The organism is Collinsella aerofaciens (assembly GCF_039062365.1).
Lineage (GTDB): Bacteria > Actinomycetota > Coriobacteriia > Coriobacteriales > Coriobacteriaceae > Collinsella.
On record NZ_JBCJBI010000001.1, the window covers coordinates 109,447 to 125,808 of the forward strand.

A 16,362-nucleotide genomic window follows, 5' to 3' on the forward strand; every position below is an offset into this window, starting at 1 on the left:
ATGGGTAAGCCCGGTGCTTTTCTTGATATCGATCGCGTGACCCACGAGCTGCGCCCCGTGGAGGAGCGCAGCCGCGATTTCGATCCGCTGTACGTGGAGCTCGACGACGATGCGCGCCGTGCCCAGGCGAGCCGCTGCATGATGTGTGGTGTGGCGTTTTGCCAGATGGGCGCGAGCTTTGGCAAGGCGCGTCCGAGTGGCTGCCCGCTGCACAATCTGATTCCCGAGTGGAACGAGCTAGTGTATCGCGGCCGCTGGGACGAGGCTGCCGAGCGTCTGTCACTCACCTCGCCTATGCCCGAGTTCACGAGCCGCGTGTGCCCGGCGCTGTGCGAGGCCGCGTGTAACCTGGGCTCGGTCGACGGCCAGCCCACGACGATTCACGACAACGAGCGCGCGATCAGCGACCATGAGTGGGCAAATGGCGGTCCGCGCCGCTTTGAGCCGGCAGGGGAGGGCGCGCCCACGGTTGCCGTGGTGGGTTCCGGCCCGGCTGGCCTGGTGGCAGCATGGGAGCTTGCGCGTCGCGGTGCCCGCGTGACGGTGTTTGAGCGTGACGACCGCCCGGGCGGCCTGCTCATGTACGGCATTCCCAACATGAAGCTCGAGAAGTCCGTGGTCGAGCGTCGCGTGGCACTTATGCGCGAGCTGGGTATCGTCTTTGAGCTGGGCGCTGACGTTACGAACCCTGCGGTGGCGGCCAAGCTCGATGGCTTTGACGCCGTCGTGGTGGCTGCCGGCGCCCGCGCCCCGCGTGGGCTTTCTGCTGCGAACATCGATGCGCCCGGCGTGGTGTATGCCGTGGACTACCTGACGGCTTCGACCATCTCGGTGCTCGATGGTGGTGAGCCCGCGGTGAACGCGCGTGGCCTGGACGTTGTGGTCATTGGCGGCGGCGATACCGGCAACGACTGCGTGGGCACCGCGGTGCGCCAGGGTGCGCGCAGTGTGCGCCAGTTTGAGTTCTTGCCGGCCGCGCCCGATAAGCGTGCGGCGAGCAACCCTTGGCCGCAGTGGCCCAACGTTAAGAAGACCGACTACGGTCAGCAGGAGGCTATCGCTGCCATGGGCGGCGAGATGCGTGCCTGGGGCGTGGATACGCTCGAGGTGCTGCTGGACAAGAAGGGCGCGGCAGCGGGCCTGCGCGTGGTCGATCTGGATTGGTCGGCTGGCAAGCCCGAACGCATCGCGGGCTCCGAGCACGAGGTGCCGGCCCAGCTGGTGCTCATCGCCTGTGGCTTTACGGGTCCGGAGCATGGCGTGTTCGATGCGGTAGGCGTGCCTGTTGCCACCGCTGGTCGTCCGCTGCCGGTGATGGCTGCTGAGGGCTCGCACCTCGCGGCACGTGCTGACAACGTTGCCGCGGACGCCACGCCGGTATACGTGGCCGGTGACGCTCGTAACGGCAGCTCGCTCGTGGTGAACGCTATGGCCGACGCCCTGGCCTGCGCTGCCGAAGTCGCCGACGCGCTGGAGCTGTAAGGCGGCTGTTCACAGCTGAATCGTCAAGGGCTGTTCCCAACGGCCGGCCCAAAAGGAACGTCCCCAAGTGCCGGCAACTGGGGACGTTCCTTTTGGGCCGGCACCCGGGGACACTCCTTGCGAGTTCGCAGGCGACTTTGTCATTTGCCGACGTGCAAGTGTTCATTCGTCGACGTTTGCGACTGTGCTACTCTGCTCTTTCTGTGGTGGTAGCGGGCGTTTGCCTCAAATGAGTGAACTGACTGTCTATGTCTACCTGCGGTTTCTTTGCGGTGCGCTCATTCGGTCAAGCATCCCGTCAAGTGTTTGGTCAGCATCTGGTTTGCAGCCGGAGGCCTATTTTGTCCGTGCTGACAGTGGCTGCCCACCCTCCTCGTAAGCTCAAATTGAGGTTCATCAGTTTGAGGAGGATGTCGTGACTGACCACGTTTTAGACCGAGCGCAGCTGGCCGAAGCCGTCGGCAACGATATTGCCGACATGGCCCATTTTTGGATGCTGCGGAAGTTTCAGTTTTTGGAGCCGGCGCGCGAGCAGTTCGAGATCATTGTCGACCCGTGGCTCGGCTATTGCACCGAGCCTTCCCAAAACGAAATCATGGCCTACAACATGGCGTTTACCGATTGGCTGCTCTTCGAGCGCCCCTATCGCCATGGCAAGACGCTGCTCGAGCTGTATGTTGATGAGCCGCCGGCATCGCTTTCGCCTGCCTCGCTCAAGCGGCTCGAGCAGGTGCGCGACACACAGTATTTCTCGCGCTTTGGCATTTTGGACAAGGATCCTGCGAACGGCATGGTTGCGCTGAAGGATACGCGCACCGACCGTCGCTTTGATGTCTACGACCCGCATATCGTGCAAAAGGAGCATTGGAGCGACGGCGCGATTGCGGTGCGCCTCGCTTGCGTCGACGATGTCTGGCTGACGGCGGGACAGCTCTATCTGTATGACATCGCGCGCCTGAGTGACACGGCGGTCGATGGACCGGGTGCGGTGCATCCCGAGGATCTGCAGGACGGCTTTGACACCTCGTGCGTCAGCTTCTTTTTGCGCCTGGTCCGCGACATCATGGGCGCCCAGGGGCGCTACGTAAAGTCCCTCAACATCTACGAGCAGGAGTGGGAGTAAGGGATGGGCTGTCGCAGCGCCGCCGCGTGTCTATTTGTCTCGATCTGTAACGTTTAGGGACAAAAAACCGGTCTACCTGTTACAGATCGAGACGAATGCTTGGGCACCGCTGGTTTGTCTAAATCTGTAACGTTTGGGGGCCTGGAGAACGTCTAACTGTTACAGATTGAGACGTTTGTCGAAGGCGGCAACGGTGACAATGGCCATTTCCCTGATGTGGTGGTGATGAAAGTGTCTAATACCGTTCTTAAACACAAGCAGGCGACACGTAACACCTTGGCGCGGAATAGGATGCTTGCCAGGCTCGCGAAGGCGGCTGAACAAGGCGTGCTGCTTGTGACGCACGACAATGCCGATCTCATGTGGCTGCGGCGTCATGTGGGGACCGATGACATTGCGGAGCCCGAGCCGTATTTGTTCTGCTTTCAGCATGATTGGGTTGCACTGACGCCGGCGGAGCGAGCGTTGCGTACCATCAAAGGGCTTGCAGAGTTTCATCCCGATTGGGCGTTTTGGGGTTATGATGCGGCACTTTTGTGGGGTCTGGAGGTGCCGAATGATCTGCTTGGGCCACGATATCTTGTTAAGACAGGTTGCTCGGTGCCGCTGAGTGCAGGATGCCGGCTGTTGCGTCCGCAGGCGGCGGGTGCACTTGAACAAGTTGATGGCGTGCAGGTGACGTCATTTTGGCGCACGGTGGAGGATTGCTTGCTGCGTGCGCCGTTCTCCTACGGGTTGGCGATTGCCGATTCTGCACTGCGGGCGAAAGGCGTTTCACGTGGGGATTTGTGCGAGCGCCTCCGCGCCGATTGCGAGGGCAGGCGAGGGTATCGCAGGGCACAGGTGATTGCGTCGTATGCGGACGGGATGTCCGAAAACGGTGGCGAGTCTCGGTTTCGAGCGTTCTTTATTGCATACGGCTTTCCGGTTCCGGAGTTGCAGGTGGAGTTTCGCGATCCGCTCGATTCGAGCCAGGTGTTTCGGGTCGATTATTTCTGGAGGCTCGAGGACGGGACATGTGTCATCGGCGAGCTCGACGGAAAGGGGAAGTATGCCTTGCAGAACGGCGAGGGTCGGGAGTCGGTCGACCCGTTCGTGGCAGAGCGTCAGCGTGAATCTCATCTGACAATGCTCGGGCACAAGGTGCTTCGGTTCACGTTTGATGAACTCAAGAACCCGGGGAAGTTGGTTGAAAAGATGAGGCTGGCGGGTATTCCGCGACGGCCCGATTTGGCTGAGGAGTGGAGACGTCAGTGGTATGGGCGCTAAGAGGTTTTGTCTCGATCTGTAACGTTTAGAAGTTGTTTGAGTTCGTAATTGTTACAGATCGAGACAAACCGGTGAAACGTCGACCGAATGTCTCGATCTGTAACAGCAAGGGGCCCAACAACCCTGTATCTGTTACAGATCGAGATATTTCCCTGGTGTCGCTGGGATGGGACTGCAGCGTATTCCGTCCCCCACATCCCCTCTTCCCTCCGTTAACCGATATGTCTGTGGCAATCGGGCTACACTGGATAATAATGGACAGATGTTCAAGTTTTCTGAGGGGGAGGAGCTCGATATGGCGTCTGCCGATCGTTCCACGTTGTTTATCAATGCGACCATTCTGGATGGTTCGGAGCATATGGAGCCGCAGCCCGACATGGCCGTGGCCGTTGAGCGCGGTGTCATCACGTGGATGGGGCCGAGTGCTGTGGCGCAGGCGCCTGCGGGTGCCGAGGTTATCGACCTGGCGGGTGCGTATCTCATGCCCGGTCTCATCAATATGCATGTGCATCTGTGCGGCTCGGGCAAGCCGGTTTCGGCGGGCGATGCGGGCGCGCTGATGAAGAAGCTCGATAATCCCGTGGGGCGCGCCATCGTGCGCCATATTCTTAAGGGCAGCGCCCAACAACAACTGGCAAGTGGCGTGACCACGGTGCGCGGTGCGGGTGACCCGCTGTTTGCCGACATCGCCGTTCGTAATGCCATCGACGCCGGCAAGTATCAAGGTCCTCGCCTGGTGGCGCCGGGAACGGGCGTCACGGTTCCGGGCGGCCATGGTGCGGGGCTGTTCGCGCAGGTCGCAAATACCCCCGCCGAGGCAGCCGAACAGGTGCGCGACCTGTATGCGCGCGGTGCCGACGTCATTAAGCTGTTCGTGACGGGCGGCGTGTTCGACGCGACCGAGGTGGGCGAGCCGGGCGTGCTGCGTATGCCGGTGGAGGTTGCCGCGGCGGCGTGCAAGGCTGCGCACGAGGTGGGCCTGCCGGTTATGGCCCATGTCGAGAGCACCGAAGGCGTGAAGGCCGCGCTTGAGGCCGGCGTTGACACAATCGAGCACGGTGCCCCGATGACTCCTGAGATCTTGGAACTGTACCGCGGCGCCGCGGGCACGCAGCTTGAGGATCGCGCGCCCAGCGTTACCTGCACTATCAGCCCGGCGCTGCCGTTTGTGTTGCTCGACCCGGAAAAGACCCATTCGACCGATACGCAAAAGAAGAACGGCGACATCGTGTGCTCGGGCATTATCGAGAGCGCCCGTGCCGCACTGGAAGCTGGCGTTAAGGTGGGCCTGGGCACGGACTCGAGCTGCCCGTTCGTGACGCAGTACGACATGTGGCGTGAGGTGGCCTATTTTGCCAAGTATGTCGGCGTGAGCAACGCCTTCGCACTGCATACGGCTACGCAAGTCAACGCCGAGCTGCTGGCGCTGGACGGCGAGACTGGCACGATCGAGTGCGGCAAGGCCGCCGATATCTTGGTGACGCGCAAGAACCCGCTCGATGACCTGTGCGCACTGCGTGAGCCGACGCACGTGATGTGCCGTGGCGATCTGGTGCGCAAGCTCAAGGTGAAGCGCATTCCCGAGGTGGACGCCGAGCTCGACGCGATTATGGCCATGCCTGCCGAAGCGCTTGCCGAGGAGCTGGCCCGCGACGGCGTGGCATAGGTGTGACAAAGGGGCAATCCCTTTGTCATAATCAAAAAAGCGAGGTCTCAGTGCGAGGCCTCGGCTTTTATTTGTCCCATGGTATGGCGGCTAGGAGCGCGTCTCCATCTTGGCGTGGCACTTGGGGCAGGTGACGCGGATTTTGCCCTTGCCCTTGGGGACGGAGAGCATCTGGCCGCAGTTGGGGCACTTGAGGTATGCCGTGGTCTTGCGACCCTTCCACATCTTCTTGGCCGTGCGCTTGGCGCGCTCAAAGTCTTCCTTGCTGGTGCCGGCCGCGCGTGAGGTGCTGGCCGCTGCAGCGCCGCCGCCCAAGCTGGCGACGAACTTGCCCAAGCCGGGAACATTGGCGGTCGTGGCGACAAAGGCCTCGTTCTCCTTGCGACGTGCATCGATATTTTTGGACAGGCCGCGCAGCACGCCAATCACGATGACGGCGATGGCAATCCAGCTGAGCCACTGGATGCGGGCTATCGATCCGATCATCGCGATGACGATGCCGGCAAAACCCATCACGATGGTGAGTTCATCGACACCATTGCGGCCCTTCATAAAGTCATTCATGCAAATTGCCTTTCGTTCGATATGCTGCACGCCTTTATACCCGATTTAGAGCAAGGGGGACAGGTTAATCTGCACCAATGTGGTGCAAACGTACCTGTCCCCGATACACCAAGATGGCGCAAAGCAGTCTGTCCCCAATGTCCCCAATTACTTGGAGAGCTTGTCGACGACGCGTTCGATTTCGGCGAGCTTGGCGGCTTTGAGGTCTTCGTCGCCCGATTCGATTGCCGAAGTCACGCAGCCCTCGATATGCGCCTTGAGCACGTCGGCGTTGATGCGCGCAATGAGCGCCTGCGTTGCCATGAGCTGCGTGGAAATATCGACGCAGTAGCGGTCCTCCTCGACCATCCGCAAGATGCCGTCGATCTGGCCGCGTGCCGTCTTGAGCATGCGGGTCACCGATTTGTGGTCTGCCATCATGGCGGGTCCTCGTTTCTGGTCGATCTTCCGGATGCCCCCGTCAGTTGCGGTGAAATACGGACTGTTTAAAGGCCTAGGGCGGCTCAACAGTCCGTATTTCACCGCAACTTCTGAGGATTGAGTAGGCAGCGACTGCTACGCGGCGGTCACGGATAGGGCGTGGAACTTCTCGCCGGCGCCCTCGACAGCGGCGGCGAGCTGCTCGGCGGTCACGGTGTCGGCGCACTCCACCTGTACGGTCTGAGTCTCGTGATCGGCATCGGCGTCGGTCACGCCGGCAACGTTGAGCAGCGTCGTTTCGACGGTGGCGTCGCAATGGCCGCACATGAGGCCGGAAGTCTTGATTGTGTAACGCATGGATATTCCTCTCTGTTGTGTCGGCTTTCCCGGGCACCCGACCTTGACCTTCAAACCGTCGCTCGCGTACCAAAGTACGCGTCGCTCCTCTTTCAGGCCAATCTCGGGCGCCTGGAAAACCCGTTCTAAATGTACTTAATGGTGAGCCTATTTTGCCACTTTAGGCTTAAAGGATTTTAAGCGCAGCGCATTGCTTACGACGCAGACACTCGACAGACTCATGGCCGCGGCGCCAAACATCGGCGAGAGCTGCCATCCGGTGAGCGGGAAGAACACGCCCGCCGCCAGCGGAATGCCGATGCCGTTGTAGAACAGTGCCCAGAACAGGTCCTGTTTGATGTTGCGGATCGTGGCGCGCGAAAGCTCGATGGCGCGGGCGACGTCCAAGAGGTCGCTGCGCATGAGTACCACGTCGGCGCCCTCCTTGGCGATGTCGGCGCCGGTGCCGATAGCAAGGCCCACGTCGGCGCGCGCTAGGGCGGGGGAGTCATTGATGCCGTCGCCCACCATGGCGACCTTGCCGCCCGCATCCTGCAGCTCGCGCACGTGGCGTTCCTTGTCGGCGGGGAGGACGTCGGCGATGACCTGCTCGCTGCTCAGTCCCACGCGGCGGGCGATCGCTTCGGCTGTCACGCGGTTGTCGCCGGTGAGCATGCGCACGTCGACGCCAAGCGAGCGCAGTGCGGCGATGGCCCCGGCGCTCGTCTCCTTGACCTCGTCCGCCACGGCGATGGTGCCGACAAGCTCGCTGTTCTTGGCAAAGAACAGTGGCGTCTTGCCCTCGGCCGCGAACTGTTCGGCAAGGCCGGCGGGAACCTTCACGCCCAGCTCGTCCATCAGACGCACGTTGCCGGCGGCGATGACATTCTGCCCCTCGCGTGCCGTAACGCCTCGCCCGGGCACGGCGGCAAAGTCCTCGACCATGCGTGCGACGATTCCGCGCGCCTCGCACTCGGCCATAATCGCCTCGGCCAGCGGGTGCTCGCTTGAGCGCTCCAGCGCAGCGGCCAGCTTGAGCAGCGCCTTTTCGCTCATGGCGGGCGATCCGTCGGCACGCGTGGCTACCACGATATCGGTCACGGCAGGCTTGCCGCGAGTGACCGTTCCCGTCTTATCGAGCACCACGGTGCCCACGCTGCGCAGATTCTCCAGCGCCTCGGCGCTCTTGAACAGAATGCCCATCTCGGCGCCCTTGCCGGTGCCGACCATAATGGCGACGGGCGTGGCCAGACCCAATGCGCACGGACAGCTGATCACCAGCACGGCCACGGCGGAGGTGAGCGCCTCGTTTATGCTGCCGGTCAGTGCCATCCACGCCGCAAAGGTCACAGCCGAGATCACGAACACCACGGGCACGAACACGCCGGCGACTTTGTCGGCCATGCGGGCGATAGGCGCCTTGGTGGCGTTGGCGTCCTCGACGAGCTGGATAATCTTGGCGAGCGACGTGTCGGCGCCCACGCGTGTGGCACGGAAGGTAAACGAGCCGGTGCGGTTGACCGTGGCGGCGTTGACGGTGTCGCCGGCGGTCTTTTCCACGGGGATGGACTCGCCGGTGAGCGCGCTCTCGTCCACGGCCGAGCTGCCCTCGAGCACCACGCCATCGACGGGGATGGACTCGCCGGGGCGCACGCGCAGGACCTGGCCGGGAAGGATACTGTCGACGTCGACGGTGGTCTCGGTGCCGTCGTCGGCAACGACGGTCGCGGTCTTGGGCGCCAGGTCGATGAGCGCCTCGATGGCGCCGCCGGTTTTGGACTTGCTGCGCGTCTCGAGGTATTTGCCCACGGTGACCAGCGACAGGATCGTGCCCGCGCTCTCAAAATACAGATTGTCCATGCTCGTCATCATGGCCTCGTGGACCTGGCCCGCGGCTAATTGGTCGGCCATGATGAACATGGCGTAGAGCGACCAGGCGATGGAGGCGGTGGCGCCCACGGCAATAAGGGCGTCCATGGTGGGCGCGCCGTGCGCGAGCGATTTAAACCCGTTGATAAAGTACGCGTCGTTGACATAGACGATGGGGATGAGCAGGACGAGCTCGGTGAGGGCGAGCGTCATGCTGTGGGTATGGTCGGTGAAAATGCCGGGCAGCGGCCAACCAAGCATGTGTCCCATGCCTATGTAGAACAGTGGGACGAGGAAAACGATCGAGATGATGAGGCGGGTGCGCATGGCAGAGGCGGCGGCCTCCAGCTTTTTGGTTGGCGACTCCATATGGGCGGCGCCAGAGCTGGCTTGCGTGCTGCCGTTTGAGCCGGCGGTACCGGTGCCCGCATCGACGGGCGAGGCCGAGTAGCCGGCACGATCGACGGCGGTGCAGATATCGTCGGGGGAGACCTGCGCGGGGTCGTAGTCCACCAGCATGGAGCCGGCGAGCAGGTTGACCGCGACGCTTTGGACGCCGTCGAGCTTGCTCACGGCACGGTCCACGTGCGCTTGGCACGCGGCGCACGTCATGCCGCCCACGTCAAACTTATCTTGAGCCATGGCTTCTCCTTTCTGTAGTTCGGTGTTGGAATTGTTAACCTGCTGATACTATACACCCATACCCCCTGGGGGTGTCCAGTGGAGAAAAAATATATGATATTCGTTACAGATGAGAATGGATGGTTGGCCGATGGTCCGTCCCTGCCAAACATCTCAATCTGTAACAACTAGACCCGTTTTTGTCGAGTAACTGTTACAGATCGAGACATTACATCGAGCCACAACTTAACGTCTCAATCTGTAACACCCAAGGACCGTTTTTCCTGCTAGATGTTACAGATCGAGACAGACCGTCCGCGGTCAACTCAAATGTCTTGATCTGTAACATCTAGAGAGGTTTTTGACCCCTTACTGTTACAGATCGAGATGTTGTCTCGCGGGGTTGGGGGTTTGTCTCGTTCTGTAACATCTAGACCTGTATCTGCCGAGCTAATGTTACAGAACGAGACAATTGCCGGGGTGGGATCTCGTCACGGCAAGACTCCCGCCGCTAGATACAGAATCCGGGGATCACGCAGGTTCGCTTGTTTGGCTTTTCCGCAGGCGTTGCGTACGTAAAGACGTCGCCGTCGTGTCCCACGCGGTTCATATAGAGTGTGCCTTCGGTCTCCGATGTGTCGGGGCTCACCGCGCGCTCCCACCAGCAGGTGTCCTTGCCCTTCCACTGGCGAACCAGCATCTCGTTTGTGGTATACGGACTTACCTTGAGCTCGCGGAAGAGCTGATACTCCTTGCCCTCGCCGTTGTAGATGTCTGCCAGGTAGTGATAGCCCTCGGCAAACGAATCGGGCGGTTGCGTACCGCACAGCTCGACCATGGCGGGCAGCCAAAGGGTTGCGGGCAACTCGCTCAGACACGATGCACTGTTGGCGGCGCCCACATTGTTCGAGACCTTCTTGACCCCTTTAATGAGCGCGCGCAACTCGTTGGGCAGCAGCTTAAGGCCGTCGCCGTTGAGCCATTCCCGCAGCTCGCAATCTGCCCAGCCGGCGCTCGGCGGTTCAGTCGCAGCGTTGCGCTCGGCAATACCCGCGTCGAACATAAACGTCAGCCCGGCCTTGCCCGTCCCGTCCAGAAGCTCATCGTGACGGATGCCCACAAGCTGCGCGCCGACCTCCAGCCCGTTGGTGAGCGTGACACGCTTGGTACACGGATAGGGGATATGCCCATCGGCATCGAGCAGATGATAGCGCTTGGCAATCTCGCGTGCCTCGCTACGGGTCTCGGCGGCCTTAATCTTGAGCGAAATCTCCTGCAGCTGATCCCAGGTGTAGTCGTCAAGTGAACCGCGGATGCCGTCCAGGTAGTCGGGGATGCCAAAGCCATGGGTTGCCGCCCCGATAACGCCGAGCCCCGCAACGGCCGCGACAACGCCACCGATAATAAAGCGGCGGCGGGTCATGGCATCGTGCCGGGCCTGCTTCAGGACCTCTCGGGAGCGCTCGCCGGCGACGTCGACCTTAAGGTGCGTGCCGGAATCGATATCAATTGCGGCCTCGTCTCCTGTGCCTTCGCGGCCCTCGGATTCGGCATCGGTGAGGTATGCCGAGAGCACCTCGAGCATCTGCTGCTCGGTAGGGCGATCGTCCTGTTCGACCGAGATGCCTTTCATGATGATCTGGACGAGCGCTTCATCTCCCTCGCAGCGCGGCTCGAGCGGTGCCGGCTTGGTCTTGGTCTTTATGAGGTAGAACGAGCCGGTTGCCGCGGCACCCGTCGACTCGACATCGAATGGTTTGCGACCGCTGTAGAGCTGGTACAGAATGCTCGAAAGCGCATAGACGTCGATTGCCGGCGAACGGCGAAGGGCCGTGATGCCTTCGATATCCTGCGTGAGCATCTCGGGCGCGGCGTATGCGGGCGTGGCAAAGCGCCAGATGTCGGCGCGCCGGGTGATCGTGTCGTCGCCGAGAGCCATGGTCGCGGAGCCCATGTCGATGAGGCAGGGGTCAAAGGAACAATCGGCAATCTGCTGCTCGAGCGTTCGGCTGGTGGTGCGGAACATGATATTGGCAGGCGACAGGTCGCGATGGATGACCGGATTCACGAGGCCTTGGGTCATCAAGAGCGCACGAAGCACGGCGTTTCCGACGGCGGCGACCATCTGGGTGGTCAGCCCGCCCAAGGCGTCGTGCGGAAGCAGGGGCAGCGCCTGCTTGAGCGAGGTGCCCTCGATCCACTCCATGAGGATGAGCGGATCATCCTCGCACGATCCGTAGCCATAGACGCGCGGAAATCCGCGCAGGTGCGAGACGGTACACAGATGACGGTACTCCTCGAACAGCGCGGCGGTGTTGGCCAGGTGAGCGGCCGATTGCTCGGCGGAGCGGTCGGGGGCTTGGCCGGAAAGGATGGCGTTGTCCTTGAGTAGCTTGACGGCAAAGACCTCGCCGCCCGTGTTGGTCGCGCGCAGCACGTGCCCGATGTTGCCGTTGCCGCGGTGGGCCGTCTGGAGAATAAGCGTCATAAACCGACGCTTGGCGTCGTCCTCGGCGCTGGGGTCGACCGCCACGGCGGTATCGAACGTATCGAGACGGATGAGTTTGTCGCCATAGGCGCTATCGGTAGTATCCATGGCGTTCCTTTGTCTGGCATGGGTTGCCGCACGTATACGCGAGCAGTGTGGATATCGGTAAAGTACCATGATAGCCGCACTACCCATGTATACCGTTGAGTATTGTCGTTTACGATGCAGAAGGTAGAAGACGAAAGACGGGCGGCGACCGTCTTTCGGTCGCCGTCCGCGCTAGTCCACAATGACAAGGAATGTCGTGTAGAGACCCAGATGGAGCCTGTCGCTGTTTTCGATTTCCACCGGGGGATAGACTTTGCCGGGCTCTCGTTGGTCGCGGGGCGGCTCAATCACAATATCGCCGTCGCCCGCGCCCGATTCGAGCACCGTGCCGTTGGTCGACCCAAGGCCCTGGGCGTACCAGTGTCCGCCTTCGAGCCAAATACGGAGATGCTCGCGCGATGCATCGGCGCCCACGTCGGTGATGCTGGGCGAGGTTTTGGGCAGGGACCCAATTACCGTGCCGCGCGGGTCACGCGTAAGGGGGTGGATCTGCATGTCAACGCTGTTTCCGGCGTGCGTCCTAAGCAAGCCGAGGTTGGGAGCGACGGCGCGCGGTTGATCCAAGCTGCTCAAAAAACTACGGCCGACGGTGGTCTCGGTGGTGCCAAAATGCCCGCCAGTTTTGCTATCGCAAAAGCGCTCAACGGTCGCCACGCCCTGAACGGGATCGGCGAGCGCCCCCGTTGCCACAAAGAGCATAAGGTAAAGCGTGCTTTTTTCGCGCACGGCATTGCCGTCAAAGTTGTCGATGCGATTGAGGGCATTTGCATATAGGCGGCTGTCCAGCTTGTAGCTGGCGAGAGCCGACATCATTTCGTTGGCGGCCGGACCGCGATAGTGCTCGGCGATTGCCCGATAGGCGGACTCGCCGCCGCCGAGCTTGCTGCAGATTGCCGAGGAAAGGTTGAGCGTGGTGACGGTAAAGTCGCTGTAGATGGAGGGCGCGCACTGGTCAGGCTTGCGATGGACGATGTAACGGGTGAGATACGAGCGGTTGGAAGAGCATTTCTCGAGCAGGGTACTGCCGAGATAAGAGTTTCCATTGATGAGCATTCGGGCGATCTCGAGATGTTTAAGACCGCCGAACGAGCGAATATCGTTATAGAGGACCGAGCAAGGCGTCTCTGCTGCCACGGATACCTCCTTTGATTGCTTCCTAGCCAATATGGCGATAGGAATTAATGGCCCCCGGTGGGCGACGTATTAAATGGCTGCGCAATATATAGCGTAACCAAAGCAACATTATAGGCCACATGTTCGAAATTGCAGGAAGCCTGAGAGATTTGGTTTGGACTGGACGGAAATCCCCCTCTGTCTTGATCTATAACAATTAGGGCCGATTTTACTCGTTAACTGTTACAGATTGAGACGTTTGTGAGCCGTGTCGACCGTTTGTCTCGATCTGTAACACGTAGAGGAAGATTCGCCCTGTAGATGTTACAGATTGAGACAATCAGCCGGGCCCACCTCGTCCGCCCCGTCATCTGTGGTTTACGTGGGGGCATGCGAAGCACGGGTATACTAACCGGCGGCGAATCTGCTCCATCGCTTAGAGCTGCTGCGTCTGGACGGCGCGTGATAGGGCTGCCAAAGCGATCGCCAGCGTGCTGAGCAACGTCCTCTCTGTGCGCACCCGTTTTTGTATGTATTAGCGCACTACCAAGCACGCCCGCGCGGCCGCATGCCGTGCCCATTGCGCGTGCAGATAAGGAACAACGACATATGCGTAATTCTGTATCCGACGTCACGGACGCCGAGATTCTGGACGAGGCCCGCGAGTCCATGACCCAGGCTGCCTTCGATGCCGCCGATGAGGCAAATGCCGCCCAGGCCGTCGAGTCTGCTACCGAGAGCCTGCCCGCCTTTGACGAGCTGGGACTTTCGGACGAGATGCTTCGTGCTATCGAGAACCTGGGCTACACGGCGCCGACGCCCGTGCAGGCCGGCTCGATCCCCGTGGTGCTCGAGGGCCGCGACCTGCTTGCCGCCGCCCAGACCGGCACCGGCAAGACGGCCGCCTTTTTGCTGCCGACCATGAACAATCTGGAGCACATCGCTCCTCCCAAACCCGTGCGCGAGCGCGGCGGCCGCAACCGTCGTCGCGGTGCTAAAAAGCCCGAGGGCAACGGCCGCGGCCCCGTGATGCTCGTCATCACCCCTACGCGCGAGCTTGCCCAGCAAATCGACGAAGTCGCGAGCAAGATCGCCGACGTCACCGGCCATGTTGCCGTGACCGTCGTGGGCGGTGTGAGCTACAAGCCGCAGACCGCGGCGCTCAAGTACGGCTGCGACATCCTGGTCGCCACGCCGGGCCGTCTGGTCGATCTGATCGAGCAGGGTGCCTGCCACCTGGACGAGGTTAAGGTCCTGGTGCTCGACGAGGCCGATCGCATGCTCGACATGGGCTTTTTGCCCGCCGTCCGCCGCATTGTGCGCGAGACGCCGGCCGAGCGCCAGACGCTGCTGTTCTCGGCGACGCTCGACGAGGAGGCCGTGGGCGAGATCACTGATCTGGTGAGCGACCCGGCCCGCGTGGAGATCGCGCCCGCCACGTCGACCGCCGACACCGTCGACCAGTTTGTGTTCCCGGTGTCCATCGAGGCCAAGAACAACCTGTTGCCCGAGTTTCTCAAGAAGGAGGGCCCGGAGCGCACCATTGTCTTTATGCGCACCAAGCATCGCGCCGACAGCTGCTGCCGTCGTCTGGAGCGTAAGGGCATCAAGGCCGCCGCGATTCACGGCAACCGCAGCCAGGCCCAGCGCGAGCGTGCCCTTTCGGCCTTCCGCGACGGTACCGTCGACGTGTTGGTGGCAACCGACGTGCTCGCCCGCGGCATCGACATTAGCGACGTGCGCTACGTCGTGAACTTTGACGTGCCAGCCGAGCCGACCGACTACATCCACCGCATTGGCCGCACGGGCCGCGCCGGCGAGCTGGGCTGGGCCATCACGTTTGTGACCGAGCAGGACGTGGACGAGTTCTACGAGATCGAGAAGCTCATGGACAAGACTGCCGACATCTACGAGGCCGGCGACCTGCATGTGGGTCCCAACCCGCCTGCGGTTGATCCCGAGCGCGACCCTGCGGCCTTTAAGGTGAAGAAGAAGACTAAGCGCGGCAAGTCCAAGAGCAAGAAGAAGCTTGAGCAGGCACGCCGCGACGGCAAGCGCAACGGCGACGATTACGGTGATGTGGCCGGTCGTTCCAACCGCGGTCGCGATGAGCGCCGTGGCGACGGCGAGCGTCCGAGCCGCCCCAAGCGCGGCGGCAAGACCCGCGTGCGCGAGGGCGTTCAAGCTCGCGTGGACGAGGCCGTGGAGAGCGTGGCCCGCGAGATGGCTGCCGAGGAGCGCGCTGGTGCTGGTGCCGCTGAGCAGCCTGCGCGCGGCAACCGTGCCGAGCGTCGTGCCAAGCAGTTCCAGGGCGAGGCACATCGCCGTCGCCGCGAGGACGAGGACCGCGGCGGTCGTCGTCGTGTTGAGCGCGAGGACGAGGGCCGCGGTTCGCGCGGTGGCAAGCGCGGTGCGGGCGACCGCCGTCGTTCCGGTCGTGATGACGAGCGCAGTGGCCGTGATGAGCGTCGCGGCGGCGAGCGTCGCGGTGAGCGTGCTGCCCGTGGCGGTGAGTCCCGTGGCGGCAAGCGCTTTGAAGAGCGCGGTAGCCGCGGCGGCGAGCGTCGCGAGGGTGCTCGCGGCAATGGCGGCCGCGGCGGCGCTGGTCGTTCTAACGAGTCGCGCGATCGTCGTGACCCGCGTGCCAGCCGCGATCGTCGCGATGACTGGCGCAACTACGACGACACCCGCGAGGAGCGTCGCGGCGGTTACCGTGGACGTGGCGGCAATCAGGCCGGCTCCCGTGGCGGCCGCGCCGGCGGTCGCGATAACCGTGGCAGCTATGGCAACAGCCGTGGCGGCAAGCGCGGCGGCAGCTCCCGTCGTCCCGGTGACGGCGGCGGCAAGCGCAAGTAACATACGCGTCGCGCTCTAAGTCGAGGCGACCAGAGGGCTCCGGGCATGTTTTTGCTCGGAGCCCTTTTTGGTGTAAGGGGGACAGGTTCATATGCACCAACGTCTTGAAGTTGCGGTGGAATACGGACTGTTTTGGCCTTTTGAGCGGCTTTTCAGTCCCTATTTCACCGCAACTCATGATTGGTGCAAGGCGGCCTGACTCCTTTGTACCAAAAATGATCCGGTTTCCTTCGTCCCCTTCGGATCACATGACCCCTTGGGGACGGAGGAAAACGGATCAGATAGGAAAAATAGTAAGGCGTTATTTGCCCACATGGGCTATTGCTATTTGGTAACGCGTTTTATCAAATATGGCATTTATCTGCGGTAATGTTCTATTTCACCGCTGAGGGTCGCATTTTATACCGCCTGCCGAACCGTGTGGAGACCTAACAACTTTTTAGCTCA

General features: G+C 61.7%; 11 protein-coding genes. 5 read left to right on the forward strand and 6 right to left on the reverse strand.

Translation table 11 applies throughout. The features are described from left to right. The 4 genes from ABCN01_RS00530 to ABCN01_RS00545 all read left to right on the forward strand — a co-directional run bounded on the left by ABCN01_RS00530 (position 1) and on the right by ABCN01_RS00545 (position 5,540). Positions 1-1,482 (forward strand): glutamate synthase subunit beta, encoded by a 1,482-nt coding sequence (locus ABCN01_RS00530; protein ID WP_342996417.1) that lies wholly within the window; start codon positions 1-3, stop codon positions 1,480-1,482. Positions 1,483-1,897: 415 nt separating this feature from the next. After that, a complete protein-coding gene (locus ABCN01_RS00535) occupies positions 1,898-2,605 on the forward strand; it encodes a hypothetical protein (RefSeq protein WP_342996416.1) in 708 nt (235 codons plus the stop codon). 231 nt (positions 2,606-2,836) lie between these two features. Next, positions 2,837-3,874, forward strand: a complete 1,038-nt coding sequence (locus ABCN01_RS00540; protein ID WP_342996415.1) for a hypothetical protein — start codon at positions 2,837-2,839, stop codon at positions 3,872-3,874. A 295-nt stretch (positions 3,875-4,169) separates the two neighbouring features. Beyond that, positions 4,170-5,540: an amidohydrolase family protein gene (locus ABCN01_RS00545; protein WP_342996413.1), complete on the forward strand. Its 1,371-nt coding sequence runs from the start codon at positions 4,170-4,172 to the stop codon at positions 5,538-5,540. A 90-nt stretch (positions 5,541-5,630) separates the two neighbouring features. Here the strand turns inward: ABCN01_RS00545 and ABCN01_RS00550 are convergent, their stop codons facing one another. The 6 genes from ABCN01_RS00550 to ABCN01_RS00575 all read right to left on the reverse strand — a co-directional run bounded on the left by ABCN01_RS00550 (position 5,631) and on the right by ABCN01_RS00575 (position 13,080). Next, positions 5,631-6,104: a hypothetical protein gene (locus ABCN01_RS00550; protein WP_342996412.1), complete on the reverse strand. Its 474-nt coding sequence runs from the start codon at positions 6,102-6,104 to the stop codon at positions 5,631-5,633. Positions 6,105-6,251: 147 nt separating this feature from the next. Continuing rightward, complete coding sequence (locus tag ABCN01_RS00555) at positions 6,252-6,521, reverse strand: metal-sensing transcriptional repressor (RefSeq protein ID WP_231501630.1); 270 nt, start codon at positions 6,519-6,521, stop codon at positions 6,252-6,254. Between the two features lie 138 nt (positions 6,522-6,659). Further along, the gene (locus ABCN01_RS00560; RefSeq protein ID WP_342996410.1) at positions 6,660-6,881 is read right to left on the reverse strand and encodes a heavy-metal-associated domain-containing protein; all 222 of its coding nucleotides are present in this window, start codon (positions 6,879-6,881) and stop codon (positions 6,660-6,662) included. 147 nt (positions 6,882-7,028) lie between these two features. Beyond that, positions 7,029-9,371 carry a heavy metal translocating P-type ATPase gene (locus ABCN01_RS00565; protein ID WP_342996409.1) on the reverse strand — a complete coding sequence of 781 codons (2,343 nt, stop codon included), beginning with the start codon at positions 9,369-9,371 and terminating at the stop codon, positions 7,029-7,031. Positions 9,372-9,861: 490 nt separating this feature from the next. Next, positions 9,862-11,946: a protein kinase domain-containing protein gene (locus ABCN01_RS00570; protein WP_342996407.1), complete on the reverse strand. Its 2,085-nt coding sequence runs from the start codon at positions 11,944-11,946 to the stop codon at positions 9,862-9,864. 171 nt (positions 11,947-12,117) lie between these two features. Then, positions 12,118-13,080: an FHA domain-containing protein gene (locus tag ABCN01_RS00575; RefSeq protein WP_342996406.1), complete on the reverse strand. Its 963-nt coding sequence runs from the start codon at positions 13,078-13,080 to the stop codon at positions 12,118-12,120. Between the two features lie 588 nt (positions 13,081-13,668). On the opposite strand from ABCN01_RS00575, the gene ABCN01_RS00580 reads away from it, so the two are divergent. Beyond that, positions 13,669-15,915 carry a DEAD/DEAH box helicase gene (locus ABCN01_RS00580; RefSeq protein WP_342996405.1) on the forward strand — a complete coding sequence of 749 codons (2,247 nt, stop codon included), beginning with the start codon at positions 13,669-13,671 and terminating at the stop codon, positions 15,913-15,915. Positions 15,916-16,362: the final 447 nt, after the last annotated feature.

Excerpts from the sequence above, each read along its gene's own strand:
- ABCN01_RS00530 (WP_342996417.1), top strand. The coding sequence starts at position 1 with ATGGGTAAGCCCGGTGCTTTTCTTGATATCGATCGCGTGACCCACGAG.
- ABCN01_RS00545 (WP_342996413.1), top strand. The coding sequence starts at position 4,170 with ATGGCGTCTGCCGATCGTTCCACGTTGTTTATCAATGCGACCATTCTG.
- ABCN01_RS00550 (WP_342996412.1), bottom strand. The coding sequence starts at position 6,104 with ATGAATGACTTTATGAAGGGCCGCAATGGTGTCGATGAACTCACCATC.
- ABCN01_RS00555 (WP_231501630.1), bottom strand. The coding sequence starts at position 6,521 with ATGGCAGACCACAAATCGGTGACCCGCATGCTCAAGACGGCACGCGGC.
- ABCN01_RS00560 (WP_342996410.1), bottom strand. The coding sequence starts at position 6,881 with ATGCGTTACACAATCAAGACTTCCGGCCTCATGTGCGGCCATTGCGAC.
- ABCN01_RS00565 (WP_342996409.1), bottom strand. The coding sequence starts at position 9,371 with ATGGCTCAAGATAAGTTTGACGTGGGCGGCATGACGTGCGCCGCGTGC.
- ABCN01_RS00570 (WP_342996407.1), bottom strand. The coding sequence starts at position 11,946 with ATGGATACTACCGATAGCGCCTATGGCGACAAACTCATCCGTCTCGAT.
- ABCN01_RS00580 (WP_342996405.1), top strand. The coding sequence starts at position 13,669 with ATGCGTAATTCTGTATCCGACGTCACGGACGCCGAGATTCTGGACGAG.